The sequence below is a fragment of the Vogesella amnigena genome (assembly GCF_042648905.1).
Classification (GTDB): Bacteria; Pseudomonadota; Gammaproteobacteria; order Burkholderiales; family Chromobacteriaceae; genus Vogesella; species Vogesella amnigena.
This window is the reverse complement of sequence record NZ_JBHRYH010000009.1, coordinates 106,684-130,932: the sequence shown is the minus strand read 5'-3', so window position 1 is coordinate 130,932 and position 24,249 is coordinate 106,684. Positions and strand designations below refer to the sequence as shown.

General features: G+C 65.7%; 21 protein-coding genes. 10 read left to right on the top strand and 11 right to left on the bottom strand.

Annotation, left to right across the window (positions count from 1 at the left end; genetic code table 11):
* Positions 1-93: 93 nt before the first annotated feature.
* Positions 94-2,136 (top strand): methyl-accepting chemotaxis protein, encoded by a 2,043-nt coding sequence (locus ACFOKJ_RS04190; protein ID WP_390276854.1) that lies wholly within the window; start codon positions 94-96, stop codon positions 2,134-2,136.
* 364 nt (positions 2,137-2,500) lie between these two features.
* Here the strand turns inward: ACFOKJ_RS04190 and ACFOKJ_RS04185 are convergent, their stop codons facing one another.
* The 7 genes from ACFOKJ_RS04185 to tauA form a co-directional block, all read right to left on the bottom strand.
* Positions 2,501-2,806: a DUF2325 domain-containing protein gene (locus ACFOKJ_RS04185; protein ID WP_390276853.1), complete on the bottom strand. Its 306-nt coding sequence runs from the start codon at positions 2,804-2,806 to the stop codon at positions 2,501-2,503.
* 373 nt (positions 2,807-3,179) lie between these two features.
* The gene (locus tag ACFOKJ_RS04180; RefSeq protein ID WP_390276852.1) at positions 3,180-3,602 is read right to left on the bottom strand and encodes a hypothetical protein; all 423 of its coding nucleotides are present in this window, start codon (positions 3,600-3,602) and stop codon (positions 3,180-3,182) included.
* A gap of 94 nt (positions 3,603-3,696) precedes the next feature.
* A complete protein-coding gene (locus tag ACFOKJ_RS04175) occupies positions 3,697-4,050 on the bottom strand; it encodes a hypothetical protein (RefSeq protein WP_390276851.1) in 354 nt (117 codons plus the stop codon).
* A 172-nt stretch (positions 4,051-4,222) separates the two neighbouring features.
* The gene (tauD, locus tag ACFOKJ_RS04170) at positions 4,223-5,056 is read right to left on the bottom strand and encodes a taurine dioxygenase (RefSeq protein ID WP_390276850.1); all 834 of its coding nucleotides are present in this window, start codon (positions 5,054-5,056) and stop codon (positions 4,223-4,225) included.
* A 37-nt stretch (positions 5,057-5,093) separates the two neighbouring features.
* Positions 5,094-5,948, bottom strand: a complete 855-nt coding sequence (gene tauC, locus ACFOKJ_RS04165) for a taurine ABC transporter permease TauC (RefSeq protein WP_390276849.1) — start codon at positions 5,946-5,948, stop codon at positions 5,094-5,096.
* Positions 5,945-6,727, bottom strand: a complete 783-nt coding sequence (gene tauB / locus ACFOKJ_RS04160; RefSeq protein WP_390276848.1) for a taurine ABC transporter ATP-binding subunit — start codon at positions 6,725-6,727, stop codon at positions 5,945-5,947. The genes tauC and tauB overlap by 4 nt, the downstream gene beginning before the upstream one ends.
* Positions 6,728-6,739: 12 nt before the next feature.
* On the bottom strand, positions 6,740-7,723 hold the full coding sequence (gene tauA, locus ACFOKJ_RS04155; RefSeq protein ID WP_390276847.1) for a taurine ABC transporter substrate-binding protein: 984 nt from the start codon (positions 7,721-7,723) through the stop codon (positions 6,740-6,742).
* A gap of 225 nt (positions 7,724-7,948) precedes the next feature.
* On the opposite strand from tauA, the gene ACFOKJ_RS04150 reads away from it, so the two are divergent.
* Positions 7,949-8,815 (top strand): EAL domain-containing protein, encoded by an 867-nt coding sequence (locus ACFOKJ_RS04150; protein WP_390276846.1) that lies wholly within the window; start codon positions 7,949-7,951, stop codon positions 8,813-8,815.
* A gap of 56 nt (positions 8,816-8,871) precedes the next feature.
* Here ACFOKJ_RS04150 and ACFOKJ_RS04145 read toward each other — a convergent pair whose 3' ends face one another.
* Complete coding sequence (locus tag ACFOKJ_RS04145) at positions 8,872-10,155, bottom strand: haloacid dehalogenase-like hydrolase (protein WP_390276845.1); 1,284 nt, start codon at positions 10,153-10,155, stop codon at positions 8,872-8,874.
* A 236-nt stretch (positions 10,156-10,391) separates the two neighbouring features.
* On the opposite strand from ACFOKJ_RS04145, the gene ACFOKJ_RS04140 reads away from it, so the two are divergent.
* From ACFOKJ_RS04140 to ACFOKJ_RS04130, 3 genes are all read left to right on the top strand, one after another.
* Positions 10,392-11,165: a DeoR/GlpR family DNA-binding transcription regulator gene (locus tag ACFOKJ_RS04140; RefSeq protein WP_390276844.1), complete on the top strand. Its 774-nt coding sequence runs from the start codon at positions 10,392-10,394 to the stop codon at positions 11,163-11,165.
* Positions 11,166-11,336: 171 nt separating this feature from the next.
* Complete coding sequence (locus tag ACFOKJ_RS04135; protein ID WP_390276842.1) at positions 11,337-14,435, top strand: response regulator; 3,099 nt, start codon at positions 11,337-11,339, stop codon at positions 14,433-14,435.
* A complete protein-coding gene (locus ACFOKJ_RS04130) occupies positions 14,432-15,526 on the top strand; it encodes a response regulator (protein ID WP_390276841.1) in 1,095 nt (364 codons plus the stop codon). The genes ACFOKJ_RS04135 and ACFOKJ_RS04130 overlap by 4 nt, the downstream gene beginning before the upstream one ends.
* Positions 15,527-15,538: 12 nt before the next feature.
* Here the strand turns inward: ACFOKJ_RS04130 and ACFOKJ_RS04125 are convergent, their stop codons facing one another.
* Complete coding sequence (locus ACFOKJ_RS04125) at positions 15,539-16,591, bottom strand: NADP(H)-dependent aldo-keto reductase (RefSeq protein WP_390276840.1); 1,053 nt, start codon at positions 16,589-16,591, stop codon at positions 15,539-15,541.
* Between the two features lie 205 nt (positions 16,592-16,796).
* Here ACFOKJ_RS04125 and ACFOKJ_RS04120 point away from each other — a divergent pair, with 205 nt between their 5' ends.
* Complete coding sequence (locus ACFOKJ_RS04120) at positions 16,797-18,038, top strand: MFS transporter (RefSeq protein WP_390276839.1); 1,242 nt, start codon at positions 16,797-16,799, stop codon at positions 18,036-18,038.
* A complete protein-coding gene (locus ACFOKJ_RS04115) occupies positions 18,031-18,978 on the top strand; it encodes an alpha/beta hydrolase fold domain-containing protein (RefSeq protein WP_390276838.1) in 948 nt (315 codons plus the stop codon). The genes ACFOKJ_RS04120 and ACFOKJ_RS04115 overlap by 8 nt, the downstream gene beginning before the upstream one ends.
* A gap of 427 nt (positions 18,979-19,405) precedes the next feature.
* On the opposite strand, the gene ACFOKJ_RS04110 is transcribed toward ACFOKJ_RS04115, so the two are convergent.
* Positions 19,406-20,290, bottom strand: coding sequence for a DMT family transporter (locus tag ACFOKJ_RS04110; RefSeq protein ID WP_390276837.1), 885 nt, complete (start codon positions 20,288-20,290; stop codon positions 19,406-19,408).
* A gap of 109 nt (positions 20,291-20,399) precedes the next feature.
* On the opposite strand from ACFOKJ_RS04110, the gene ACFOKJ_RS04105 reads away from it, so the two are divergent.
* Together ACFOKJ_RS04105 and ACFOKJ_RS04100 are read left to right on the top strand one after the other, a co-directional pair.
* Positions 20,400-21,206: an AraC family transcriptional regulator gene (locus ACFOKJ_RS04105; protein ID WP_390276836.1), complete on the top strand. Its 807-nt coding sequence runs from the start codon at positions 20,400-20,402 to the stop codon at positions 21,204-21,206.
* Positions 21,203-21,880 (top strand): thermonuclease family protein, encoded by a 678-nt coding sequence (locus ACFOKJ_RS04100; protein WP_390276835.1) that lies wholly within the window; start codon positions 21,203-21,205, stop codon positions 21,878-21,880. Before ACFOKJ_RS04105 ends, ACFOKJ_RS04100 begins: the two co-directional genes overlap by 4 nt.
* Before the next feature lie 17 nt (positions 21,881-21,897).
* On the opposite strand, the gene ACFOKJ_RS04095 is transcribed toward ACFOKJ_RS04100, so the two are convergent.
* Positions 21,898-22,806, bottom strand: a complete 909-nt coding sequence (locus ACFOKJ_RS04095) for a LysR substrate-binding domain-containing protein (RefSeq protein ID WP_390276834.1) — start codon at positions 22,804-22,806, stop codon at positions 21,898-21,900.
* Between the two features lie 98 nt (positions 22,807-22,904).
* Between ACFOKJ_RS04095 and ACFOKJ_RS04090 the strand changes: the two genes are divergently transcribed.
* Entirely contained in the window at positions 22,905-24,194 is a 1,290-nt protein-coding gene (locus tag ACFOKJ_RS04090; protein WP_390276833.1) for a flavin-containing monooxygenase, read from the top strand.
* Positions 24,195-24,249: the final 55 nt, after the last annotated feature.

The following is a 24,249-nucleotide window of genomic DNA, read 5'->3' as shown; positions in this document are numbered from 1 at the left end:
TGGTGCTGGCCATGATGTATGGCCAGCACCATGTGGCGGCATCCATTCTGGTGGACTGACTGCAGTCTGCCTCCCCGCTTACCGGTGCCTGCAATGAATCCTTTGATTTTTCAGCTGTGGCAGCGCAAGGGCGCAGCCACAGCAGGGGCTATGGCCGACAGCGAAAACCCTGTTGTCATGACTATCCGTAGCAAGCTGGTGCTATGTCTGCTGTTTACTACCTTGTTTCCCGTGCTGCTGATCGCCACGCTTGCCATTATCCAGGCGCGCAGCGAGGCCATGCAGCACTTCGTTGATGCCAGCGGACGGGAGATCCGGCAGGTTGATCGGGCACTGAGCGAGTCATTCCAGACTGTGTTCAACGATGTTGCCTACTTTGCCACCCTGCCGCAGCTGGATGCGCTGGGGCCGCAGATCAGCAATTACACCCAGCTCGCCGGCGAACAGCGGATGGCATCGGCTGGCAAGCCTGGTATTGAGGGTGAGCTGTACCGGCTGTTCGAGCAGTTTGGCCAGGCACATCCCGGGCTCGCCTATATCTACGTTGGCACCGAGCACGGTGGAATCGTGCAATGGCCGCAGGGGAAGGTCAGTGCACCTTACGACCCGCGCCGTCGTGCCTGGTATGCCCAGGCCATGGCAAATCCCGGACAAAGCCAGCTGACGCCGGCTTATTACTGGCCTGGAGATGGGGCAACCATTGTCAGCGTGGTGCATGCGGTGGTGCGGGATGGCCGCAAGCTGGGCGTAATGGCGATGGATGTGTCTTTGCGGGGGCTGACGGAAACCGTTGGGCGGATCCGTATCGGCGAAAGCGGTTTCCTGATGCTGGTAGAAGATAGCGGCACCGTACTGGTGGATCCTTCCAACCCGGCACACAACTTCCAGCCCCTGGCCGGTATCGAAGCCGGTGCCTATGCCGCGCTGGCGCGGGCGGGCAGCGGGGTGGTTTCCCTTACCCTGCACGGAGAGCGCTATCAGGCACAGATACTGAAGTCGCCAAAGTTGGGGTGGAAATTCATCGGTTTGGTGAAACAGTCCGAAATCTATGCGCATGCAAACCGGATGGCATGGACGATGGTTGCCATCAGCGCAGCCCTCTTGGTGGTGCTGTTTGTGCTGGGTGGGTGGTTTGCCGGCCTGATTTCCAGACCGGTCAGACAGGTGGCGGAAGGCTTGCATGCCATTGCCGCAGGAGGTGGTGGCCTGGAGCAACGCTTGCGGATTCGTTCCCGTGATGAAACCGCAGTACTGGCCCGCCGCTTCAATGCCATCCTCGACACGATTCAGCATCTGGTGAAACAGACGGGGAGCCGGGCGCTTGCCGTTGGGGATGCCGCGCAGCAGGTTGACCAGGTGGCCAGGAGCATCAGCCATACGGCCCGTTCCCAGTTGCAAGTGCTGGACAATGCCTCTGTGGCAGTAAGCCATATGGCTGATAGTGCCGAAACTATTGCGGCCAACAGTGCACGAGCGGCAGCGGCTGCACGCGATGGCGAGGCTTCGGTGAATCAGGGGGAGCTGGTGGTGGACAGAACGGTAGGCAGTGTTTCCGCACTGGGTAGCCGCCTGCGCCAGGCGGCGACTTCGTTGCAGGAACTGGCTTCCTCTGGTCGCGGCATTACGGCGATTCTGGATGTGATCAGGGGAATCGCCGACCAGACCAATCTGCTGGCGTTGAATGCGGCGATCGAGGCTGCCCGTGCCGGAGAGCACGGCAGGGGGTTTGCGGTGGTTGCCGATGAGGTGAGGGCGCTGGCGCAACGTACCCAGCAATCCACTACCCAGATCCAGCAGCTGCTGGACCGGCTGGCCCAGGGGACTAGCCAGGTGGTGCACGATATGGAGCAAAGTCTGGCGCAGTCTGATGAGGCGGTGGCGCTCAGCGATGCGACACGCACAGTGTTCGAAAGTGTGTCGCAAGCCGTGCGGATCATTAATGACATGAACGCGCAGATTGCCGCCGCCAGCGTCACGCAGCATCAGGCCAGCAGGAGTCTGCATGGTGATATCGGCGAAGTGTGCGCCGCAGCTAACCGGGTGCTGGAAACAGCGGACGCCGCCGCCTCCCATAGTGATGGATTGGTGGCTCAGGCAGCAGGGCTAGAGCAGTTGGTGAGTCACTTCGGGGGCTGAGTCAGGGGTGGGCAAGATTCGCTGGTGGGCTATTGCTGCTAGGCCTGCCTGGGTGCCGAGCGCTATCTGGCAATCAAGCAGCCCGCTGTTCCGCGACCCGGATGTGAGCCAGGGACGGTAGCAATACTAACAGCCCCGGTGGCCAGTGCTACCGGGGCTGTTGCTCGTGATGGCTGCTGCGCTTACTTGCCGTAGATCTGGTCGAATACCTTGCCGTCGTCAAAGTGGGTCTGCTGCGCCTTGGCCCAGCTACCGACCTGTTGACAACACAAAGTCCTCTTGCGGCGAAAAACACCTTGTCTGCATTCTCGAGCCATGGTGGTGCGCCATGGCTTTGTGGCCTGCTGCCAGCGGTACACCGGCTTCAGGCGCTATGCAGGGCGCGGGCGGCACCAGGGCGGCCGGTGGCCACTTCCGGCCCGCCCTGACGCTTGCGGCCAACATAGGCCACGCTGATCTGCCGCTCGCGCGCCATGTCGCGCACCCGCCGCGCCAGATTGTGGTTGATGAAGTCGAGCATGATCACGATATGGTCGACGCCGGAGGGCAGCGGCCGGGTCAGGTCCGCCGGCTTGCGTCCGCTCCAGTGCAGAATGTCGGCGTAGCCGGAAGCCTGCAGCACGCGGCGCGTAGTGTCGATTCTGTCCCCGCCTATGATCATCGCTTTCATGGCATTTCCCCCTGTATCGATAGCACTAATCTACCCAGCCGCCGGTGCCTACGGAACCAAGAAAACCGGCATTGCTTATCAGGGTTCTGCGGGCGGGTAGCCGTCGCCGGGCCTGGCCGTAAACTGCTGTGCGCCAGGGCGGTCTGCGGCGCTAAAAACAAGCACGCCCACCCCGGGGCGGGGTGGGCGTGGCTGGGTGCGCTGGCGTCAGGCGGGAAACGGGCTGCCGGCCGGCGCCACTCTTGGGCTGGCCGGGTTGGTCTGCGCCTGGCTGATAGCTCCGGTGCCGAGGTTCCAGCGGTTCAGCGCCTTGCTGTAGTTGCCGTTTTGCTGTCTGCGGTCTTCCCGCCGCCGGTCGGCAGGCAGGGGAGGTTTAGTCCAGCTTGCAGTTCTGCGTGTTGTCGCAGGCGGCCATCAACTCGGTAACGGCGCTGCGGATTACCTGCTTTTCTTCTTCCGCCACGTCGTAGGCGGTTTTTACTGTCGGCGAGTAGCGGTGGTAGGTCCAGTAGCGGCTGGGGAACAGGCCGGTGGCGTTCTTGGCCGCGCGCGGACGCACGCCGACCAGTGCCATGCCGGAGCCGGTATTGTCGGAATAGCGGATAAAGTCGGCCACCACGAACAGCTCCCACTTGTTGCTGTTGTAGCGCGTGGTGAAGCGCTCGGTTACCAGGTCGGAGAACAGCTCGTCACATTTCACATTGGTGTTGCACAGGTAGCTGTAGGTACCAGCCTGGGCGGCAGCGGCAGTCAGCGCCAGCAGGGCGGCGGGCAGCAGTTTGCGAAGCATCATCATGGGCTCCCTGAATAGTGGATTTTTGTTAAATGCTGACGGGATTGTGCGCGAGCAGCCTGTTATTTGCAATGCAACAGGCGGGCTGGGCGAACGGTCAGCGGCTGCCGGTGGCGCGCGGCTGCTGGCGCGGGGACGGCGGGCTGCGTTTTGCCGGCGAGCGGCGGGGAGGGCTGGGTTGGGGCGCCGGCTGGGGGCCGCTGGCGGGTGGCTGCGGCAGCATCAGCTCCGGGTGCATGCCGAACAGGCGTTCCAGCAGTTTGCTGCGGGCATCGGCATGCAGATCCAGGCACCAGTCCTGCAGCAATTGCAGTGCCAGCCGGCAATGCTGCTCGTCCAGCGTTTTCAGCCGCGCCAGGGCAAACGGCTGTTCCCGGTACAGGCTGATGACCAGTGCTTTCAGGGTTTCCAGCTGGGGTGTTTCCCGGCCGGCATCCAGCATCTTCTTCAATTGCTTCGCCGCATTCACCGTGCTGCTCCCGTGTTGTCGGTGCTGACAATTTACAAAAAGTTACAGAATGATGGCATGGGTGGTGGTGTTTGTCTGCCGGCATTCGGCACGGATTTGTGCTGGCGCAAGCGGGCCGGCGCAGAGCGCGCCGGCCGCGGGGAGTGGTACAGGCTCAGTACGGCTTGTCGCCGAGGATGGTGGCGCGGTGCATGATGCGGTGCGCCGGGCGGTAGTCGTCCACTGCGTAGTGCTGGGTGACGCGGTTATCCCAGAATGCCACGTCGCCCGGTTGCCAGCGCCAGCGCACGCTGAATTCCGGCTTGGCAAAATGGGCAAACAGGAAGCCCAGCAGCGCGGCGCTTTCCGCCGGTTCCAGCTCGTTGATGCGGGTGGTGAAGCCGTCGCTGACGAACAGCGCCTTCTCGCCGCTTACCGGGTGGGTGCGCACCACCGGGTGGCTTACCGGCGGGGTGGTGCGGCGGGTTTCCTCGTAGCGCGCCAGTGCTTCCGGGGTCTGGCCGAAGCGTTCCAGCGGAAACGACTTGGTGAAGTCATGGGTGGCGGTGAGCCCGTCCAGCAGCTGCTGCAGCCGTGGCGACAGCGCACGCCAGGCGGCGGTGCCGCTGGCCCACAGCGTGTCGCCGCCGTAGGGCGGCAGCTGGCGTGCGGCCAACACCGAGCCCAGCGGCGGGGTGTCGATGAAGGTGACATCGGTGTGCCAGATGGCGTTGTCGCGCAGGTCGTTCTGCGCGGTATCCAGCACCATGATCTGCGGGATGTCGGCAATCTTCGGGTACAGCGGGTGAATGTGCAGGTCGCCGAACCAGGCGGCAAAGTCGCGCTGCTGCAGCGGGCTGATGTCCTGGTTACGGAAGAACAGCACCTGGTGCTGCAGCAGCGCGGAGCTCAGCGTGTCACGCAGATCTGTGTCCAGCGGCTGGGACAGGTTGATGCCTTCCACCACGGCGCCGATGGCCGGGGACAGGCGGGTGAAGCTCAGACTCATGGTGTTTCCTTGCGATGATGGTCGAAGCGGGGTGGTTCTATAGAGACTTGCCATGCCATGGCGTCAGCGCCCGCTGCAGGCGGCGCAGTGCCAGCTCCAGGCTGAAGGCCACCAGCGCGATGACGATGATGCCCAGCACCACGATGTCGGTGCCCAGGAACTGCGCCGCCGACTGCACCATGAAGCCCAGGCCGCGGGTGGAGGCCACCAGCTCGGCGGCCACCAGCGTGGACCAGCCGGCGCCCAGACCGATGCGGATGCCGGTGAGGATGTCCGGCAGCGCGCCCGGCAGCATCACGTACCACAGCAGCTGGCGGCGGCTGGCGCCCAGCGACAGCGCGGCCTGCTGGCGGATGTGGTGCACGCTGGCCACGCCATGGGTGGTGGCGATCAGTACCGGCGCCAGTATCGCCAGGAAGATCAGCAGCACCTTGGACAGCTCGCCAATGCCGAACCAGATCACGATCAGCGGCAGGTAGGCCAGCGGCGGCAGCGGGCGGTAGAACTCGATCACCGGGTCCAGCCAGTGGCGCAGCAACGGAAAGCTGCCGATCAGAATGCCCAGCGGAACGCCCACTACCACCGCGGCCAGCAGGGCCAGCAGCATGCGCTGCAGGCTGGCGGCCAGGTGCTGCTGCAGCGTGGCGTCCATATAGCCCTGGGTGACCAGGCTGTAAAACTTGGCGGCCACGGCGGCGGGCGAGGGCAGGAACAGTGCCGGCACCAGCTCGCTGGCGCTTATCGCCCACCAGACCAGCAGCAGGCTGGCCACGCTGAGGCTGCTCCACTGCCATGCGGCCAACGCTGGGCGCGGACGTGCAGCCTTGCCCGGCGGGATATTGACTGGCGGCGTGGCTGCCGCCGGCAGGGTATGTTCGCGGGGCTGACTCATGCCGTCTCCTGTTGCTGGGCGCGGGTCAGGCTGGCCAGCAGCTGCTCGCGCAGGGTGATGAATTCCGGGTCGGACTTGATGGCGCGCACGCTCTCGCCAGCCAGGAAGCGCTGGCTGAAGCCAGGCTGCAGGTACTGCACGATGCGCCCGGGGCCTGGCGACATCAGCACCAGGCTGCTGGCCAGGAACAGCGCCTCTTCGATGTCATGGGTAATCAGGAAAATGCCGCGCCGCGACTGCTGCCACACCTGCAGCAGCAGTTGCTGCATCTGTTCGCGGGTGAAGGCATCCAGTGCGCCGAACGGCTCGTCCATCAGCAGTACGCGCGAACGGCTGGCCAGCGCGCGGGCAATGCCCACCCGCTGGCGCATGCCGCCGGACAGCTGCCACACCTGCTTGCCGGCAGCGGCGGACAGCCCCACCTGCTGCAGGGTATCGGCCACGATGGCGGCGCGCTCGGCTGCCGGCACGCCCTGCAGCTTGAGGCCGAAGGCCACGTTGCCGGTCACGTCCAGCCACGGCAGCAGGCCGTCCTGCTGGAACACCACCGCGCGCTCGGCACCGGGGCCGCGCACCGGCTGGCCGTCGAACTGCACGCTGCCATGGCTGGGGGCGACAAAGCCGGCCAGCACGTTCAATAGCGTGCTCTTGCCGCAGCCGGACGGCCCCAGCGCCACCAGCAACTCGTTTTCCGACAGCCCCAGCGACACCTGCTGCAGGGCAGGCTGGGCCTGCCCCGGGTAGTGCACGCTGAGCTGGTCTACTTGCAGCAGGCTCATGTGGCTACCCGATCAGCGCAGTGCGGCGTTGATGAACTGGTTGGTCACGTACGGGCTGTAATCGGCCTGCACGCTGTCCACCTTGCCCTGCGATTTCAGGAACGCCGAGGTATCGCTCACCGCCTTCACGAACGGCTTCTGCAGCAGCGCGCTCTGTTCCTTCAGCGACGGGTAGCGGTTGCCCGGCAGCAGCAGCGACACTTCCTCCGGCTTGCTGCCGGTGAGGCGGGCGATCTTGTCCACGTTGGCCGCATCGGCGGCAAAGCCTTTCGGGTCCTTGTTGTAGCGCTCGAACACGCTGCCGGTCACCTTGACGAACTGCTTGAGGAACTCCGGGTTCTTCTGGGCAAAATCCTTGCGCACGATCCACAGGTCATAGGTGGGCGCGCCCCACTTGCTGACCTCGGCCGAGCTGGTCAGCACCTTGCCGTTGGCCTTCACCTTGCCCAGCGCCGGCTCCCACACATAGGCGCCGTCAATGTCGCCACGCTGCCAGGCGGCGGCGATCTCGCTGGGGCGCAGGTTGAGTATGTTTACCTTGCCGGCATCCACCTGCCAGTGTTTCAGCGCCGCCAGCAGGCTGTAGTGGGTGGTGGAGACATAGGGCACGGCGATCTTCTTGCCTACCAGGTCGGTCGGCTTGTTGATGCCGCTGCCGTTACGCACCACCAGCGCCTCGGATTCGCCGATGATGCCGGTCACCAGGAAGGTCTGGATCGGCAGGCCACGGCTGGCGGCGGCTGCCAGCGGGCTGGAGCCGATATTGCCGATCGGCACGTCGCCGGAGGCCACCGCGGTAATCACTTCGGCGCCGCTTTCGAACTTGCGCCAGTTGATCTTCTTGCCGGTGGCTTTTTCATAGTCGCCATTGGCCTGCGCCACCTTGGACGGGTCGACGCCGGTCTGGAAGGCAATGGTCACGCCATCGTCGGCATGGGCAAAGCCGGCAGCCAGGGCCAGCGAGATAAACAGGGTGCTCAGAATGGGGCGGGTCATGGTGCGGATCCTCGGATTGGCGTTGGTGATGCGCCATTTAAGAAGCAAACCCTGCCGCTGGTGAAACAAGAAAATAGCCATTGCATATCGGCCGCCCCCGATTTGCTCTGCGGAAATTTCGATAAGCTGCCAATCCAGTTTGGCTGCAAAGCTTGGCGAATCTTCGAATAAGCCGGCGCCTGTAAACTGGCTACAGTAACGGCCAGCAAGCAACCAGGTCGTACCATGAAACGCTTCAAGCAAGCCAGAAACTATCCGGCCGGCTTCCAGCCGGCACATATCGAGCACTGTCGCCGGCTGCTGGCCGCCATGCCATGCCCGGTAACCCTGCAGTGGAACGAGCGCGAGGTATTTGCCGAATTCGATGGCTGGTGGCTGAGCAGCGAGTTCTTCCCGCTGGCGCGCAGCCACGACGGCGGCGAGGTGTTCTCCCATTACGCGGCGCGGCTGCGCATCCATGGCCAGTTCGGGCAGGCCATTCCCGCAGACTGGCTGTTTGCCATGAACTACGCCGAGCAGAAAACCCTGGCGCTGCTGCGGCTGATCCGCGTGCTGCATCTGCTGAACCATGTCGGGCGGCATGGTAGTAACACCGGTCTGCGCATCGACCTCGACCCGCGCATCTGTCGGGCGCACAGCGAGCACATTGTCGATTTCACTGCCGAGCTGCTGGATGTGCTGGCATTGCCGGCGGCGCAGCTGCGGCTGTTGCTGTTTGTCGATGCCGCTACCGTGGAAGCTGGCCGCAGCCTGCTGGCGCGCTACCGCGCGCTGCAGCACCCGGTGGCGCTGGGCGGCTTTGGCGCCGGCGCGAATGACCTGCTGGCGCTGTGGACGCTGGAGCCGGATGCGCTGGTGCTGGACCCGCGCTACAGCCGGCTGGCGGTGGTGTACCCGAGTGTGCGTCAGCAACTGCAAGTCCTGCTGCCTTCACTGTTGCTGCAGGGGTTTGCACTGGGAGTGGACGAGGTGAGTTGTGGCCAGATGCATGCACTGGCTCGGTCGCTGCAGGCCAGCCTGCTGTCCGGCCCGCTGATCAGCGAGCGCCTGTCGCCGGCAGCGCAGCCGGCGGCGATGGCGCTGAGTGGTTAGTTGCAGGCAGCCAGCAGGCCCTGGCGTCAGGTTTAGCGCTGGCTGCCCAACCCCGCTTACGCCAGCAGCTTGCGCTCGGTTTTGCCGTACTTCAGCGATTTTTCATCCGGCAGCATCAGGCCGGTGTGCTCATCGCGCCCCTGCAGGATGAAGCGTGCCTGCGGGTTGCCGACCTGTTCTGCGGCCAGCTTGCTGTCGGCGCCGATTTCGCCTTTCTTCATGCGGTTTACGATCACGCCTACCGAAGTGTCGGCGAAGTCGCGCAGCATCCAGGCATCGCCGTCGCTGTCGCCGGCCACCAGCACCGGCCCGTAGCCCTTGGCCGCCACCAGCTCGTTGCGGATGCCCACGCTCTTGCCCGGACCCCAGTTGAAATGCCAGCCAGCCTTGTAGCTGTCGGTGTATTTGCCATCCTGCATGGTCAGGCGCAGGCCAATCACATTCTCCGGCGGCACGCCGTAGCCGTAGTTGGGGTGGCTGGCGAATACCCGTACCACGTCGTCGATCGAGGCGGTGCTGACATAGACATCGATGCCGTTGGCGCGCAGCGCATGCATCAGCGCGCGGACTTCTTCATGGATGCGAATGCCGTGGAAATGGGTGGCAGTCACCACACCGGCCTTGCCCGGCAGGGTTTTCGGGCTCTGGTACTTCACCTTGCGCAGCGCATCGCCGATAGCGAGGTTGTTCGATGCCTCGGCCATGGCCTGCAGCTCGGCGGTGCTCATGTTCTTGTAGAAGTAGATGATCCACTTGTAGCCGACTTCCAGCGGATGGCTGTCACAGATGGCGTCGTACATGAAGTACAGCTTGGCGCGGAAATCCTGGAACTGGTCGCTGGTCTGGATTTCTTCCAGGCTCATGCTGCCGGCCAGGCCCTTGTAGTTGGCGTACAGCCAGCGGTAATCGGCTTCCACGTCGGCCGCCAGGTCTTCCATGGTTACCGGCTTGCCGTCCACCGTGCTGTAGTCCTTGATGAACTGGCCCCTTGGCACGTCCTTCCACATCACTGCCACGAATTCATCCGGCGTCAGTTTGTACTGCAGATGGTTGATCTGGTACATCAGCAGCGCTTCTTCGCAGTCGTTCATGATGCAGGTGTTGTCCCAGTCGAACACCGCGTACGGGCGCTGTTTCGCGTTGTACTGCTTGCTCTTCACGCCGTGCTGGTCCAGCACCAGCTGCAGGCGTCTGGCATTCAGCGGCGACCAGCGCGCCGGGTCCAGCGTGGGGGCGGTTACCGGGCCGCTGCTGGCGGCTTCGGCGATGCCGCTCTTGAGCAACAAGGTACTGCTGACGGATACGGCGGCGAGACGGTTCAGAAACTGACGGCGCTGCATGTTGACTCTCCCTGTGTAGGGCCCGGTGGTGGGCGGTGGTCGGCCGGCGCGGCAAGCGGCGCACGGCGCTTACATTGAATGGCATAAGCGCACATCATTTCCACAAAATTACACAATTGCCACAAATTTACACGCGATGGCCGTAACATCGACGCGACACTATGCCGTCGCCGCAGGCTTGACAGCCCGCCGCCGGCCGACACAATGCCAGCACGACACTGCGAATGGAGCCTGCCATGTGGCAAGAAGAGCGCTATCAGCGCATACGCGGCCTGCTGCACAGCCTGCAGCGCGTCAGCACCGAGCGCATCGTGGCCGAGCTTGGCGTATCGCGCGAAACCGTGCGCCGCGACTTGGTGGCCATGGAAAAACTGGGCCTGCTCAAGCGCACCCACGGTGGCGCGATCTGTATCGGGGACGAGGCGCCAATCGCCGAGCGCGCGCAGCAGAACGTGGCAGCCAAGCGCGCCATCGCCCGTGCGGCGCTGGCCGAGCTGACGCACGGCCAGACCGTGTTTGTGGATGCCGGCACCACCACGGCGATCCTGGCCGAAGAGCTGGCGCGCTTTGGCGGCCTGACGGTGATTACCAATTCCTTCGACGTGGCGCTGACGCTGCGCGATGCCGCCGACAGCCAGCTGCCGCCCAACCGGGTGGTGGTGCTGGGTGGCACGCTGGGCGCGCGCGCGCCTTCCACGCTGGGTGCCGACACGGTGGCGGAAATCTGCCGCTACCGCGCCGATGTGGCGCTGATCTCGCCGGTGGGGGTGGAAGCAGGGCGCGGCGCCAGCAATTACGACCACCAGGAGGCCGCCGTGGCGCGCGCCATGGTGGACAACGCCGCGCGGCTGGTGCTGCTGGCGGACAGCAGCAAGCTGGGTGTGGGCAGCCGGGTGGTGTTCTGCACGCCACAGCGCATCGATGTGCTGATAACCGAGCGCAGCGCCAAACCGCTACCGGCGCTGGAGGCGCTGGCCACGGGTGTTGGCCGCATCGTGCTGGCTGGCTAGGGAGGCGAGCAGGGGGCTGCCATGGCTGTGGCGGATTAGCACCATGGCGTGTTGTCGATAAAGATACGGCGATCAATATCGATAAATGTCGAATGATTATTTAAGCATTTGTGCTACATAGAAAGGACTCGTTGCGCGTAGTGACGCAACGCCTTTCGAGAAGCCCGCCTTATGCAGCGATCTACCCCACGGCAGTACGAGGGGTTCGCCTTCCTCTCTACCGCTGCGCCTTCCGCTACCCAGCAACGCCTGATGTTGATGGCGATCGGCCTGTCCGCCTTGCTGTGTGTGCTGCTGGTGCCGTTTGCCAAATTGCCGCTGGGCAAGGTGTGGGCGTTCATCCCGGCTTACCAGTCGGCGCTGATCGTGAATGACCTGATTACCGCAGTGCTGCTGTTCGGCCAGTTCTACATCCTGCGGGCGCTGGCCTTGCTGGCCTTGGCCGCCGCCTATCTGTTCACCGCCTGCATGGCGGTGGTGCATGCGCTGAGCTTTCCCGACCTGTTCGCCCCTGGCGGTCTGCTGGGGGCCGGGCCGCAGACCACCGCCTGGCTGTACATGTTCTGGCATGGCGGCTTTCCCTTGCTGGTGATGTGGTATACCCAGCTGGCGCAGCAGGGCGGGGAGCAGCCGTCACGGTTGCGCACCGCGCAAGCCATCCTGCTGTGTTGCGTGCTGGTGCTGCTGCTCACCGTGGTGCTGACGGCCATAGCCACGCTGGGGCATCCCTACCTGCCGGCCATCATGCAAGGCAACCGCTATACCCCGGTGATGCTGGGGGTGGTGGCCTGCACCTGGAGCCTTAGCCTGCTGGCCTTCCTGCTTACCCTGCGGCGGCGGCGCACGGTGCTGGATCTGTGGCTGGCGGTGGTGACGTTTGCCTGGCTGTGCGATATCGCGCTGTCCGCGGTGCTCAATGGCGGCCGCTTCGACCTGGGCTTCTACGCCGGTCGCATCTACGGCCTGCTGGCTGCCAGCTTTGTACTGGTGGTGCTGCTGCTGGAAAACGGCCTGCTGTATACCCGGCTGGCGCAGAGTGCGGCGGCGCTGCGCGAGGCCAAGCGCGAGGCGGAGGACGCCACCCGCGCCAAATCCATGTTTCTGGCCAATATGAGCCACGAGATCCGCACACCGATGAACGCCATCATCGGCATGTCCTACCTGACGCTGAAAACCGAGCTGAGCATGCGGCAGCGCGATTACGTCAGCAAGATCCACAACGCCGGCACCTCGCTGCTGGGCGTGATCAACGACATTCTGGATTTTTCCAAGGTAGAGGCCGACCGCATCGAGCTGGAGACGGTGAGCTTCCGGCTGGACGACGTGCTGGAAAACGTGTCGTCGCTGGTGGGGCAGCGCGCTGCCGAAAAAGAGCTGGAGCTGCTGTTCGAATGCGGTACCGAGGTACCGCAGAACCTGGTTGGCGACCCGCTGCGGCTGGGGCAGGTGCTCACCAATCTGCTCAGCAATGCCATCAAGTTCACCGAGCGTGGCCAGGTGACGGTCAGCATCCAGTTGCGCGAGCAGGTGGGCGACAAGGTGTTGCTGCGCTTTGCCGTGCGCGATACCGGCATCGGCATGGATGAGGAGCAGCAGGCCAGGCTGTTCCAGGCTTTCAGCCAGGCGGATGGCTCCACCACCCGCAAATATGGCGGTACCGGCCTGGGGCTGGCCATCGTCAAGCGGCTGGTGGAGCTGATGGGCGGCAGCATCCAGGTGGAGTCGGAGCCTGGCCAGGGCAGCAGCTTCCAGTTCAGTGCCTGGCTGGGTGTGTCCGCGCTGGTCAACCACCACGGCAAGGCGCTGCCGGAGGATGCGCGCGGCTTGCGGGTGCTGGTGATCGACGACAATGCCTCGGCGCGCGACATTCTGTCCGAGCAGCTGCGCGGGCTGGATTTTGCCGTCAGCACCTGCGCCTCCGGGCGCGAGGCACTGGAGATCTACCGCCAGGCCAGCATGGACCATCCGTTCGACATCGTATTCGTGGACTGGATGATGCCGGTGATGAACGGCATCGAAACCGCCAGCCATATCCGCGCGCTCAATGGCGCCAAAATCATCATGGTGACCGCCTTTGGCCGCGACGACGTGCGCGCCCAGGCCGAGGCAGTCGGCGTGGATGGCTTCCTGGTCAAGCCGGTAAGTCAGTCCTCGCTGCTGGATGTGATTCTGGGCCTGGTGGGCGGCCACAGCGAGGGCAGCGGCGGGCGGCAGGCGCTGGCGCTGCCCAGCCTGGCCGGGGTGCGGGTGCTGCTGGCGGAAGACAACCGCATCAACCAGCAGCTCACGGTGGAGCTGCTGCAGGCGGCCGGTGGCAGTGTGGACGTGGTGGATAACGGCCGCGATGCGGTGATCCGCCTGGCCGAGCACGGGCCGGATGCCTACGACCTGGTGCTGATGGACGTGCAGATGCCGTTGCTGGACGGCATCGAGGCGGCGCGGCTGATCCGTGGTGACCCGCGGCTGCTGGATCTGCCCATCATCGCCATGACCGCCGACGTGCAGGCCACCGAGCGCGACAACTGCATGGCCGCCGGCATGGTGGATCACATCCTGAAACCGGTGGACCCGCACGTGATGTTCGACACCATCCTGCGCTGGGTGCAGCCCAGGGCCGAGGCCGAGGCCGAGAGCGGGCCGGCCGCCGCCGTGGCGGCAGTACCCCGGGCCCCGCTGGCAATACAGGCGGTACTCAGCCAGAGCACCGGCCTTGGCAGCGTGGCGGGCAACCGCAGCCTGTACCTGCACCTGCTGCGGCAGTTCGTGGCCGAGGAAAGCGATGCGGCCAACCGTGTCGCCGTGGCGCTGGCGGAGGGCGAGCAAGATACCGCGGTGCGCATCGTGCACAGCCTGAAAGGGCTGGCCGGCACACTGGGTTTCCTGCGGCTGCAGGCAGTGGCCGCCAGCCTGCAGCTGGCTATCCAGCAAGGCGAGGAGTACCCGCCGTTGCTGGTGGATTTCGAAGAGCAGCTGCAACGGGTGGTGATGCTGCTCAAGGATGCCCTGGCGCAGGAAGAAGGCGAATCCAATGGCGCCACCGGTGATATTGCACCGCTGCTGCGGCAGCTGGACCAGTTGCTGGCGGCCAGCGATGGTGATGCGCTGGGCATCTTCCTGGAGCACGGCGCCAGCCTGCGCGCGATGTTGCCGGCGGCGGCATTTGCCGGTTTTGACCAGGCGCTGCGCCAGTTCGACTTTCCCGCCGCGCGGCAATGGCTGCAACAGGCGGCGGCGGAGGCCGGCATTGGCTGGCAGGAGGACGCGCCATGATGAAGACCCTGAGTCGGCAGACGGTGCTGATCGTCGACGACACGCCGGAGAACCTCACCCTGCTGTACGGCCTGCTGAAGGACAGCTACCGCATCCTGGTGGCCAACAGCGGCGAGCGGGCATTGCAGCTGCTGGCGGACGACCCGTTGCCGGACCTGGTGCTGCTGGACGTGATGATGCCCGGCATCGGCGGCTTTGCCGTATGCCGGCAGCTGAAGCAGGACCCGCGCACCGCCGGCATCCCGGTGATCTTTCTTACCGCCAAGGGCGAGAATGAGGATGAGCAGGCCGGCTTCGATGCCGGCGCGGTGGATTACATCATCAAGCCGATCTCGCCGCCCATCGTGCGGGCACGGGTGCGCACCCATATGAAGCTGAAAGCGGCGGCGGACTTCCTGGAGGATCAGGCTGCCTTCCTGCGCCGCGAGGTGGAGCAGCGCACCCAGGAAGTGCAGGTGATTCAGGATGTCACCATCATGGCGCTGGCATCGCTGGCCGAGACGCGCGACCACGAAACCGGCAACCACATCCGCCGCACCCAGAACTATGTGCGCGCGCTGGCCAGGGCCTTGCAGCCGCATCCGCGCTTTTGCAGCGTGCTGGACAACGACACCATCGACATGCTGTACAAGTCGGCGCCGCTGCACGACATCGGCAAGGTGGGGATTCCCGATGCCATCCTGCTCAAGCCCGGCAAGCTCACGCCGGAAGAGTTCGAGATCATGAAGACCCACACCACGCTGGGGCGCGATGCGATTGTCACCGCGGAAAAGCTGCTGGATGCGCCCAGCAGCTTTCTGCGCCTGGCGCGCGAAATCGCCAACTACCACCAGGAAAAATGGGACGGCAGCGGCTACCCGGAAGGGCTGGCCGGCGATGCCATTCCGGTGTCGGCGCGGCTGATGGCGGTGGCGGATGTCTACGACGCGCTGATTTCGCGCCGGGTATACAAGCCGCCGTTCCCGCACGAGCAGGCGGTGGCGATGATCACCGCCGGCCGCGGCCAGCACTTCGACCCGGACATGGTGGATGCCTTCGTCGACATCAGCGAGGAATTCCGCGCCATCGCCCAGCGCTTTTCAGACGAGTAAGGGCCGGCCGGCTTACGGCGCCGGGTTGGGAATCGCCTGGTGGATGGCCTCGATGGCGGCCAGGGTGTCGGCATCCAGTGCCAGCTCGGCGCTGGCGATGTTTTCCTCCAGCTGTGCCAGCGTGGTGGCGCCGATGATGTTGCTGGTCACGAATGGCCGGCTGTTCACAAACGCCAGCGCCATCTGCGCCGGCGACAGCCCGCGCTCGCGCGCCAGCGCCACGTAGCGCGCGGTCGCCGCTTCCGCCTGCGGGTTGGTGTAGCGGGTGAAGCGGTCGAACAGCGTCAGCCGCGCGCCATCCGGGCGCTGCCCCTGCAGGTATTTGCCGGACAGCACGCCGAAGGCCAGCGGCGAGTAGGCCAGCAGGCCCACTTGTTCGCGGTGGCTGAATTCGGCCAACCCTACCTCGAAACTTCGGTTGAGCAGGCTGTACGGGTTCTGGATACTGGCCACGCGCGGCAGGTCGTAGCGCTCGGCCAGCGCCAGGAACTGCGCCACGCCCCACGGCGTTTCATTGGACAGGCCGATGGCGCGCACCTTGCCGGCGGCCACGAAGTCCTGCAGCACGCGCAGGGTTTCCTCGATGGCCACGCTGCCCGGCGCATCCTCCTGCCACGGGTAGCCCAGCTGGCCGAAGTAGTTGGTGCTGCGGTCCGGCCAGTGCAGCTGGTACAGGTCCAGGTAGTCGGTCTGCAGCCGGCGCAGGCTGTCGTGCAGCGCCTGGGTCAGGTTGGCGCGGTCGAAGTGCACCTTGCCATCGCGGATATGGCCGGGGCGCTTGGGGTCGTTGCTCGGCCCCGACGCCTTGCTGGCAAGCACGATGCGTTCGCGGCGGCCGCCCCTGGCCAGCCAGCTGCCGATATGGCTTTCGGTGCGGCCCTGGGTTTCGGCCTTGGGCGGCACCGGGTACATCTCGGCGGTGTCGATCAGGTTGATGCCGCGCTCCAGCGCCAGATCCAGCTGGCTGTGGGCCTCGGCTTCGCTGTTCTGCTCGCCCCAGGTCATGGTGCCCAGCGAGATCAGGCTGACATGTATGCCGGTGCGGCCAAGTGGTCGGAGTTCCATCGATTGCGTCCTTGCAGGCGGGAGGTGGAGCCGCCGGGGTGGCGGCGGTGCAGACTGTGCATGATAGCGCTCACATGGTGGTGGACAAGCTGTCCGCAAGCAGGGGCATGGCGGAGATTTGCCGAACAGTCTGTACAGCGGTCACCTATGGCGCGGTGCAGCAATCGGGAGTAGGCTGTTGCCCCCACCCGAGCCGTCTGCCGATATGAACCTGCACAGCGATTCCCCTTCTTCCCTGCGGCACTGCCGCCCGTTCTGGCGCTTCTGGCTGGCGCGGCTGCTGCTTACCGGCGGTTTCCAGATCATGGGCGTGGCGGTGGGCTGGCAGGTATACAGCCTCACCGGCAGCACGCTGGACCTGGGCCTGGTGGGGCTGCTGCAGTTTCTGCCGCGCATCCTGCTGGTGCTGGTTACCGGCACCGTGGCCGACCGCTACCCGCGGCGGGTCATCGTTTCCATCAGCATGGCGCTGCAGGCGGTGGCGGCGTTGTTGCTGCTGGCCGGCAGTGCCGGCGTCGGTCCGGCCGTCAGCCGCGAGCTGCTGTTCCTGGTGTCGGTGCTGATCGGCACCTGCCGCGCCTTCGACATGCCCACCATGCAGTCGCTGCTGCCCAATATCGTGCCGCCGGCGCTGCTGCCGTCCGCCGTGGCGGCGGCGGCTTCGGCCAACGAGGTGGCTACCATCGTGGCGCCGGCCCTGGGCGGCCTGCTGTTTGCCGTGGGCGCGCCGTTCACCTACGGGCTGGATGCCTTGATGTTCCTGGCTGGCGCACTGCTGGTGCTGGGCCTGCCAGCACAACAGCGGCTGGCGGACAGCCGGCGAGTGACACTGGATTCGCTGCTGGCCGGGGTGCGCTTTATCCGCAGCCGGCCGGACATCTTTGGCGCCATCTCGCTGGACCTGTTCGCGGTGCTGCTGGGCGGCGCCACCGCCTTGCTGCCGGTATTCGCCGCCGACATCCTGCATACCGGCGCCTGGGGCCTGGGCCTGCTGCGCGCCGCACCGGCGGTGGGCGCGCTGGCGATGTCGGCCTGGCTGCTGCGCAACCCGGTGGAGCGCAAGGTTGGCCGCACCATGTTCGCCGCGGTGGCGGTGTTCGGCCTGGCCACCATCGCCTTCGGCCTGTCCACCCACTTTGGCCTGTCGCTGCTGGCGCTGATGGTATTGGGCGCGTCCGATATCATCAGCGTGGTGATTCGTGGCACCTTCGTGCAGCTGGAAACGCCGGACGAGATGCGCGGGCGGGTGAATGCGGTCAACTCGCTGTTCATCGGCGCTTCCAACCAGCTGGGCGAGTTCGAGTCCGGCGTTACCGCCTCCCTGTTCGGCACCGTGCCGGCGGTGGTGGCTGGCGGTGCCGGCACGCTGCTGGTAGTGAAATTATGGATGCGCTGGTTCCCGTCGCTGGCGCAGCGCGACCACATGCAGGAGCAGAAACATGGCTGAACTCGACGCCACGGTGGCGGCCTGGCTGGGCAAGGTGAACGCGGCGCAGGCCGAGCGCCTGGCCGCAGGCTGGGTGGCCACCCCGATCGGCGCGCGCGAGGCGCTGGCCGGGCTGATTGCCGCCATGGTGACGCCCGGCCCGAAGCTGCCGTGGGTGAACGAGGCGATGGTGGCGGGCGGCGACTGCCCGGTGCCGCTGCGCATATATCACCCGGCGCCTGACGACGCGCGGCCGGTGCTGGTGTACTGCCACGGCGGCGGCCACATGGCCGGCAGTGTCAGCAGCTACGACCCGGTATGCCGCAGGTTGGCCGCAAGCAGCGGCCATATCGTGGTGGCGGTGGAATACCGGCTGGCGCCGGAAAACCCGTACCCGGCGGCGCTGGACGACGTGGCGCTGGTGCTGCGCGAGCTTTGGCCGGCGCTGGATGCCGCCGGCGTGCGCTACCGGCGCGAACGCACGCTGGGTGGCGATTCCGGCGGCGCCGCGCTGGCTGCCACCCTGGCGCAGCGCGGCCAGCATGACCCGGCGCTGGCTTGCGATCGCCTGCTGCTGATCTACCCCAGCGTGGATTACACCCTGACCCAGCCGTCGATCCAGCGCCTGGGGCAGGGCCACCTGCTGGAGTCAGAGCGCATCGGCTGGTATTTCGAGCACTACTTCCGCCTGGGCGGAGACCGGGTAGCCGCTTCGCCACTGCATGGCACGGTAACGGCTGCACACCCGCCCACGCTGCTGATCACCGGCGGCTTCGACCCGCTGCTGGACGAAGGCGCCGCCTACGCCGCCAAGCTCGCCACCGCGGGTGTGGCGGTGGACTACCACTGCGAGGCGGCACATATCCACGGCTTCATGCTGCTGGAGGCGCTGCTGCCCGAGGTATGCGCGGCCAACTACCAGCGCATTGCGGCGTTTCTGCAGCGGCCGCTACCTGCCTGAAAGGACATGCCCCCTCAAGTTGTGCTGCATGCGTTCGATAACAGCTGAAGTAAGAATGCATGACAACAAGAACAAGGGGAACGCAGATGGAATACACCACGCTGGTGCTGATCATGCTGTTGCTGCTGACCATCATCCTGCTGGTGACGGCAGCCAGCAGCATGGATGCGCCGGACTGAGCCGACGCTGGAATGATGAACAAAGCCCCCGCACCATGTGTCGGGGGCTTTGAGAGTGTTGACAAAGTCCTCTTGCCCGGCAAGAGGACTTTGTTTTGTAAACAGGAAGGCTGCCGATTCAAAGGCTTGGCAGGAGCGGCCCGGCTTCGCCGGGTCCGGTGACCCGTAAGTGGGTAGTTTGTCAGCAGCCTGAAAGCCCCCGCGCCATGTGCCGGGGGCTTTGTCATTGCTGCGGCAGGCCAGCCTGTTCAGGCGGCTTGGGCTTGCGGCTTGGCCGCTGGCTTGCGCTGGCTCAGGCTTACCCCGGCCAGGATCAGCCCGCCGCCTATCCAGTGGTAGGGGTGGATGGTTTCGCCCAGTGTGACGCTGGCCAGCAGCGCGGTGAGCAGCGGCAGCAGGTTCATGAAGATGGCGGTACGCTCGCTGCCGAGACGCTGGATGCTCAGCATCCACAGATAGGCGGCCACCACCGAGGAACCGATACCGGCCACGATCAGCACCGGGATGCCGGCCAGCGGTATCGCCAGGCTGTCGGCAGTGGCGGCCAGCGGCAGCAGCATCAGTACCGCCAGCAATACCTGGCTATACAGATTCAGCCATTGCCCGAGCGGCGGCGCCCAGTGCCGGTACAGCAGCCCGTACAGCGCATAGGCGGCCGAGCCCAGCACGATCATGGCGTCACCGTGGTTCACGCCGTGCTGCAGCAGGAACAGCGGGTTGCCGGCACCCATCAGGTAGCACACGCCAGCCAGCGACAACACTACCCCGGCGACGGCGGCAGCGGTGATGGGCTGGCGGAAGAACAATGCTCCCAGCAGCAGGCTCAGCAGCGGAATCAGCGTGGTGAACACGCCCATATTGGTGGCGGTGGTCAGGTGGGCGGCGTAATAGGCCAGGCTTTGCGAGGCCACCATGCCCAGTAGCGACAGCACGGCCAGCTGCGGCAGATGGCGCCGCAGCAGCGTGCGTTGCCGCCACAGCGGGCGGGCAAACAGCGGCGTCAGCACCACGGCGGCCAGCAGCCAGCGGTACAGCGAGATCGCCGCCGGGTCGAACACGACGGCTGCCGCCTTGGAGGCCACGGTGTTGGCCGACCAGATCAGCACGGCAAGCAGGGGAAACAGCGCCAGCATTTTCGGCTCCAGGAAAACAATGCTGCTAGTGTAAGGTTGTCTGGTTCGTGGCATATAATGCAAACCTGACAAAATCATGCCGCACATGCGACAAGTTCACCATTTCGCCATGTCTCTCTCCGAACTACCGTTCAGCGCCGTCGATCGGGCATTGCCGCCGCCGGCACCGCTTACCTTCCGCTACGAGCAATACCAGGCCGATACCGAGTTCGACTGGCACCGCCACCCCTGGGGCCAGCTCAACCGCATCAGCCTGGGCTTGCTGGAGCTGCAGCTGCCGCAGCGGGTGCTGGTGGCGCCGGCCGACTACCTGGTGTGGATTCCGGCCGGCGTGGCGCACGCCGCGCATATCCGCCAGGCACTGGATTATGTCTCGGTATACGTGGCACACGATGCCGCCGCCGCGCTGCCGGCGGAACCCTGCCTGATCGCGCAGACGCCGCTGATCCGCGCCTTGCTGGACGACTTTTGCCAGCGCGGGCTGGATACCGTCAGTGACAGCTGGGATGTGGCGCAGGCGCAGCTGCTGCTGCACCGGCTGCAGCAGGCCGGCAGCGTGGACGACTACCTGCCGGACAGCGACGACCGCCTGCTGCTGCCCATCCTGCTGGCCATGCGCGCCCAGCCGGGCGATGCCACCACGCTGGCGGAATGGGCGCAGCGGGTGCATAGCACCGAGCGCACGCTGGCGCGGCGCTTTGCGCAGCTGCTGGGTATGAGCTTCGTGCAGTGGCGCAGCCGGTTGCGGCTGCTGCAGGCGCTGGGCTGGCTCAAGCAGGGGCGCACGGTAAGCGATATTGCCGCCGAGCTGGGCTATGCCACGCCGTCGGCCTTCATTGCCATGTTCGTGCGGCAGATCGGCATCACGCCGGATCGCTACCGCCGCCAGCTGCTGGCGGAAGGCGGTGCGGCATGAGGTGCTTGCTGTCGGGCCTGCTGTTGGCCGCAAGTCTGCCCATGCCAGCGGTGGCGGCGGCGCAAGACATGCAGTGCCGGGTGGTGGCGGTGCTGGATGGCGACACGCTGCAGTGCCTGGCAGGCTTGCGGCGCACCACCGTGCGCCTGGGGCAGATCGACGCCCCGGAAAAGGCGCAGCCCTTTGGCCAGCGTGCCAAGTACGCGCTGGCGGCACGGGTGTTCGGCCGCGAGGTGCGGCTGCAGCGGCAGGAGACCGACAAGTACGGCAGGCTGGTGGCGCGGGTGTGGCTGGGGGAGCTGGACATCAACCGGCAGCAGGTGAGCGACGGCTGGGCCTGGGTATACCGGCAGTATGCGCACGAGGCGGCCTACTACGCGGCGGAGCGCAGCGCACGTGCCGAGCGTGCCGGCTTGTGGGCGGATGCGCGCCCGGTGGCGCCATGGGACTGGCGCCGTGGCGAACGGGTTGGCCGCAGCCAACCTGCCGAGCCGGCTCCGCCCGCCACGCCGGCGCCAGCGCCACCGGTCAACAATGGCTGGCAGTGCGGCAGCAAACCGCGCTGCAGCCAGCTGCGCAGCTGCGACGAGGCGCGTTACCAGCTGCAGGTCTGCGGCCAGCGCCAGCTGGATGCCAACCACGATGGAACACCCTGCGAGAGCTTGTGCCGCTAGGCTGCCGCGCCAGGCCGCTAGGCGCTGGCCGGCGTACCCCATAGCTGCAGGCAGCTGTCGCGCAGCGCCTCCGCCTTGCGGGTGAGCTTCAGCTCCTGTGGCCAGGCCAGCACGATGGGCAGCTTGGGCACGTCGTCGGCAATCTCCAGGCAGGCCAGCCTGCCACCGTCGTAGCTCACATCCACCTTGGGCTGCAGGTTCAGCAGCGCATAGCCGAAATGCGCCGCCACCAGCCCGCGCACCAGCTCGAAGTTGATGGTGCGGTGGCGCACCTTGGGCTCCAGCCCCAGCTGGCGGAACAAGCCCAGAAAGTATTCACGGCTGTGCGGCCGGTCCAGCAGCACCAGCGGCTCGTCGGCCAGCTCGGCCAGCGACACCTGGCCACGCGCGGCCAGGGGGTGATCCGCCGCCACCAGCACATAGGGGCGGGCGCCGGACAAGGGCAACTTGTGCAGCGTGTCCGGCAGCCCCAGGTCGTACAGCAGCGCCAGCTCGATCTGCCCACCCAGCAGCGCCGCCTGCAGCTGCTGGGTGTCGCCTTCCAGCAGGTTCACTTCCAGCTCCGGATAGGCGTCGCGCAACGCGGTTAGCAGGCCGGGCAGCAGAATGGGCGCCATGGTGGTGAAGCAGCCCAGCGTTACCGTGCCGCGCAGCGACTGGCTGATTTCCTGCGCCTGCTGCATCAGGTCGTCGGCGTGGTGTAGCAGGTTGCGCGCGGCGGCAATGAAACTCTGCCCGGCCGGCGTCAGCGATACCCCGCGCGCATGGTGGCGCACGAAGAACTGCAGGCCGAAGGTTTCCTCCAGCTGGGCAATGGCGTTGGACACGCCGGGTTGCGAGGTATACAGCGCGTTGGCCGCAGCGGTCACGCTGCCGTGCTCGGCCACCGCCACCAGGTAGGCCAGTTGGCGCAGGGTGTATTGCATAATCTGAAGTTATCCTTTGTAGAAAATTTATATATTTTCGGTATTCAGCGTGGCTCCGTAGACTGCCCTTGTCAACCCGCTCAACAGGAGAGAGCAAGATGGCAATCGAAAAAACGGACACGCTGGTGATCGGCGCCGGCCAGGCTGGCGTGGCCATGAGCGAACACCTGAGCAAGCTCGATGTGCCGCACATCGTGCTGGAACGCAGCCGCATCGCCGAGCGCTGGCGCAGCGAGCGCTGGGATTCGCTGGTGTGCAATGGCCCGGCCTGGCACGACCGCTTTCCTGGCCTGGCTTTCGATGCCGACCCGGATGCCTTCGTGGCCAAGGAACAGGTGGCGGATTACTTCGAAGCCTATGCGCGTAAATTCAACGCCCCGATCCGCACCGGGGTGGAAGTGAAGAAAGTCACCCGTAACCTTGGCCGCCCTGGCTTTACCGTGGAAACCTCGGCCGGCGTGTTCGAGGCAGCGCGCGTGGTCGCTGCTACCGGCCCGTTCCAGAAGCCGGTGATTCCGGCGGTGGCACCCAGGGACGACCGCTTGCTGCAGATCCACTCCGCCCAGTATCGCAACCCGGCGCAGCTGCCGGCCGGTGCGGTGCTGGTGGTGGGCGCCGGCTCCTCCGGCGTGCAGATCGCCGACGAGCTGCGGCGTGCCGGCAGGAAGGTATACCTGTCGGTAGGCGCGCACGACCGCCCGCCGCGCGCCTACCGTGGCCGCGACTTCTGCTGGTGGCTGGGCGTGCTGGGCGAGTGGGACGCCGCGGCGATGAAACCTGGCACCGAGCACGTCACCATCGCGGTGAGTGGCGCACGGGGTGGCGAAACCATCGATTTCCGTCGCCTGGCACATGAGGGCATCACCCTGGTAGGCATGACCAAGGCGTTCGATAGCGGCGTGGTGAGCTTCCAGCCGGACCTTGCGGCCAACATTGCCCGCGGCGATGCCAACTACCTGGCGCTGCTGGATGCGGCCGATGCCTACATCGCACGTAACGGGCTGGATCTGCCGCAAGAGCCGGAAGCGCGCCGCATGCTGCCGGACCCGGATTGCCTTTCCAACCCGGTGCTGGAGCTGGACCTCGCCGCCGCCGGGGTGAGCAGCATCATCTGGGCTACCGGCTTTACCCAGGATTACAGCTGGTTGCAGGTGAATGCTTTCGACGACAAGGGCAAGCCGCAGCACCAGCGCGGCGTATCCAGCGAGCCGGGAGTGTACTTCGTCGGCCTGCCGTGGCTGACGCGCCGCGGTTCCACCTTCATCTGGGGGGTATGGCACGACGCCAAGCTGATCGCCGATCACATCGCCACCCAGCGCAAATACGCCGCCTATCGCGACGCCGGCCAGCGCGCACAAGCCGCAGCGGCGGTACCGGCAGAAGTCTGATCAACAACCACGGGTCGCCGGTGCGGCCCGTGGCACCTGCAGCCCAACACACACA

What these genes read in the sequence shown, in the direction of transcription:
- ACFOKJ_RS04190 (WP_390276854.1), top strand. Translation starts at nt 94, where the DNA reads ATGAATCCTTTGATTTTTCAGCTGTGGCAGCGCAAGGGCGCAGCCACA.
- ACFOKJ_RS04185 (WP_390276853.1), bottom strand. Translation starts at nt 2,806, where the DNA reads ATGAAAGCGATGATCATAGGCGGGGACAGAATCGACACTACGCGCCGC.
- ACFOKJ_RS04180 (WP_390276852.1), bottom strand. Translation starts at nt 3,602, where the DNA reads ATGATGATGCTTCGCAAACTGCTGCCCGCCGCCCTGCTGGCGCTGACT.
- tauD (WP_390276850.1), bottom strand. Translation starts at nt 5,056, where the DNA reads ATGAGTCTGAGCTTCACCCGCCTGTCCCCGGCCATCGGCGCCGTGGTG.
- tauC (WP_390276849.1), bottom strand. Translation starts at nt 5,948, where the DNA reads ATGAGTCAGCCCCGCGAACATACCCTGCCGGCGGCAGCCACGCCGCCA.
- tauB (WP_390276848.1), bottom strand. Translation starts at nt 6,727, where the DNA reads ATGAGCCTGCTGCAAGTAGACCAGCTCAGCGTGCACTACCCGGGGCAG.
- tauA (WP_390276847.1), bottom strand. Translation starts at nt 7,723, where the DNA reads ATGACCCGCCCCATTCTGAGCACCCTGTTTATCTCGCTGGCCCTGGCT.
- ACFOKJ_RS04150 (WP_390276846.1), top strand. Translation starts at nt 7,949, where the DNA reads ATGAAACGCTTCAAGCAAGCCAGAAACTATCCGGCCGGCTTCCAGCCG.
- ACFOKJ_RS04145 (WP_390276845.1), bottom strand. Translation starts at nt 10,155, where the DNA reads ATGCAGCGCCGTCAGTTTCTGAACCGTCTCGCCGCCGTATCCGTCAGC.
- ACFOKJ_RS04140 (WP_390276844.1), top strand. Translation starts at nt 10,392, where the DNA reads ATGTGGCAAGAAGAGCGCTATCAGCGCATACGCGGCCTGCTGCACAGC.
- ACFOKJ_RS04135 (WP_390276842.1), top strand. Translation starts at nt 11,337, where the DNA reads ATGCAGCGATCTACCCCACGGCAGTACGAGGGGTTCGCCTTCCTCTCT.
- ACFOKJ_RS04130 (WP_390276841.1), top strand. Translation starts at nt 14,432, where the DNA reads ATGATGAAGACCCTGAGTCGGCAGACGGTGCTGATCGTCGACGACACG.
- ACFOKJ_RS04125 (WP_390276840.1), bottom strand. Translation starts at nt 16,591, where the DNA reads ATGGAACTCCGACCACTTGGCCGCACCGGCATACATGTCAGCCTGATC.
- ACFOKJ_RS04120 (WP_390276839.1), top strand. Translation starts at nt 16,797, where the DNA reads ATGAACCTGCACAGCGATTCCCCTTCTTCCCTGCGGCACTGCCGCCCG.
- ACFOKJ_RS04115 (WP_390276838.1), top strand. Translation starts at nt 18,031, where the DNA reads ATGGCTGAACTCGACGCCACGGTGGCGGCCTGGCTGGGCAAGGTGAAC.
- ACFOKJ_RS04110 (WP_390276837.1), bottom strand. Translation starts at nt 20,290, where the DNA reads ATGCTGGCGCTGTTTCCCCTGCTTGCCGTGCTGATCTGGTCGGCCAAC.
- ACFOKJ_RS04105 (WP_390276836.1), top strand. Translation starts at nt 20,400, where the DNA reads ATGTCTCTCTCCGAACTACCGTTCAGCGCCGTCGATCGGGCATTGCCG.
- ACFOKJ_RS04100 (WP_390276835.1), top strand. Translation starts at nt 21,203, where the DNA reads ATGAGGTGCTTGCTGTCGGGCCTGCTGTTGGCCGCAAGTCTGCCCATG.
- ACFOKJ_RS04095 (WP_390276834.1), bottom strand. Translation starts at nt 22,806, where the DNA reads ATGCAATACACCCTGCGCCAACTGGCCTACCTGGTGGCGGTGGCCGAG.
- ACFOKJ_RS04090 (WP_390276833.1), top strand. Translation starts at nt 22,905, where the DNA reads ATGGCAATCGAAAAAACGGACACGCTGGTGATCGGCGCCGGCCAGGCT.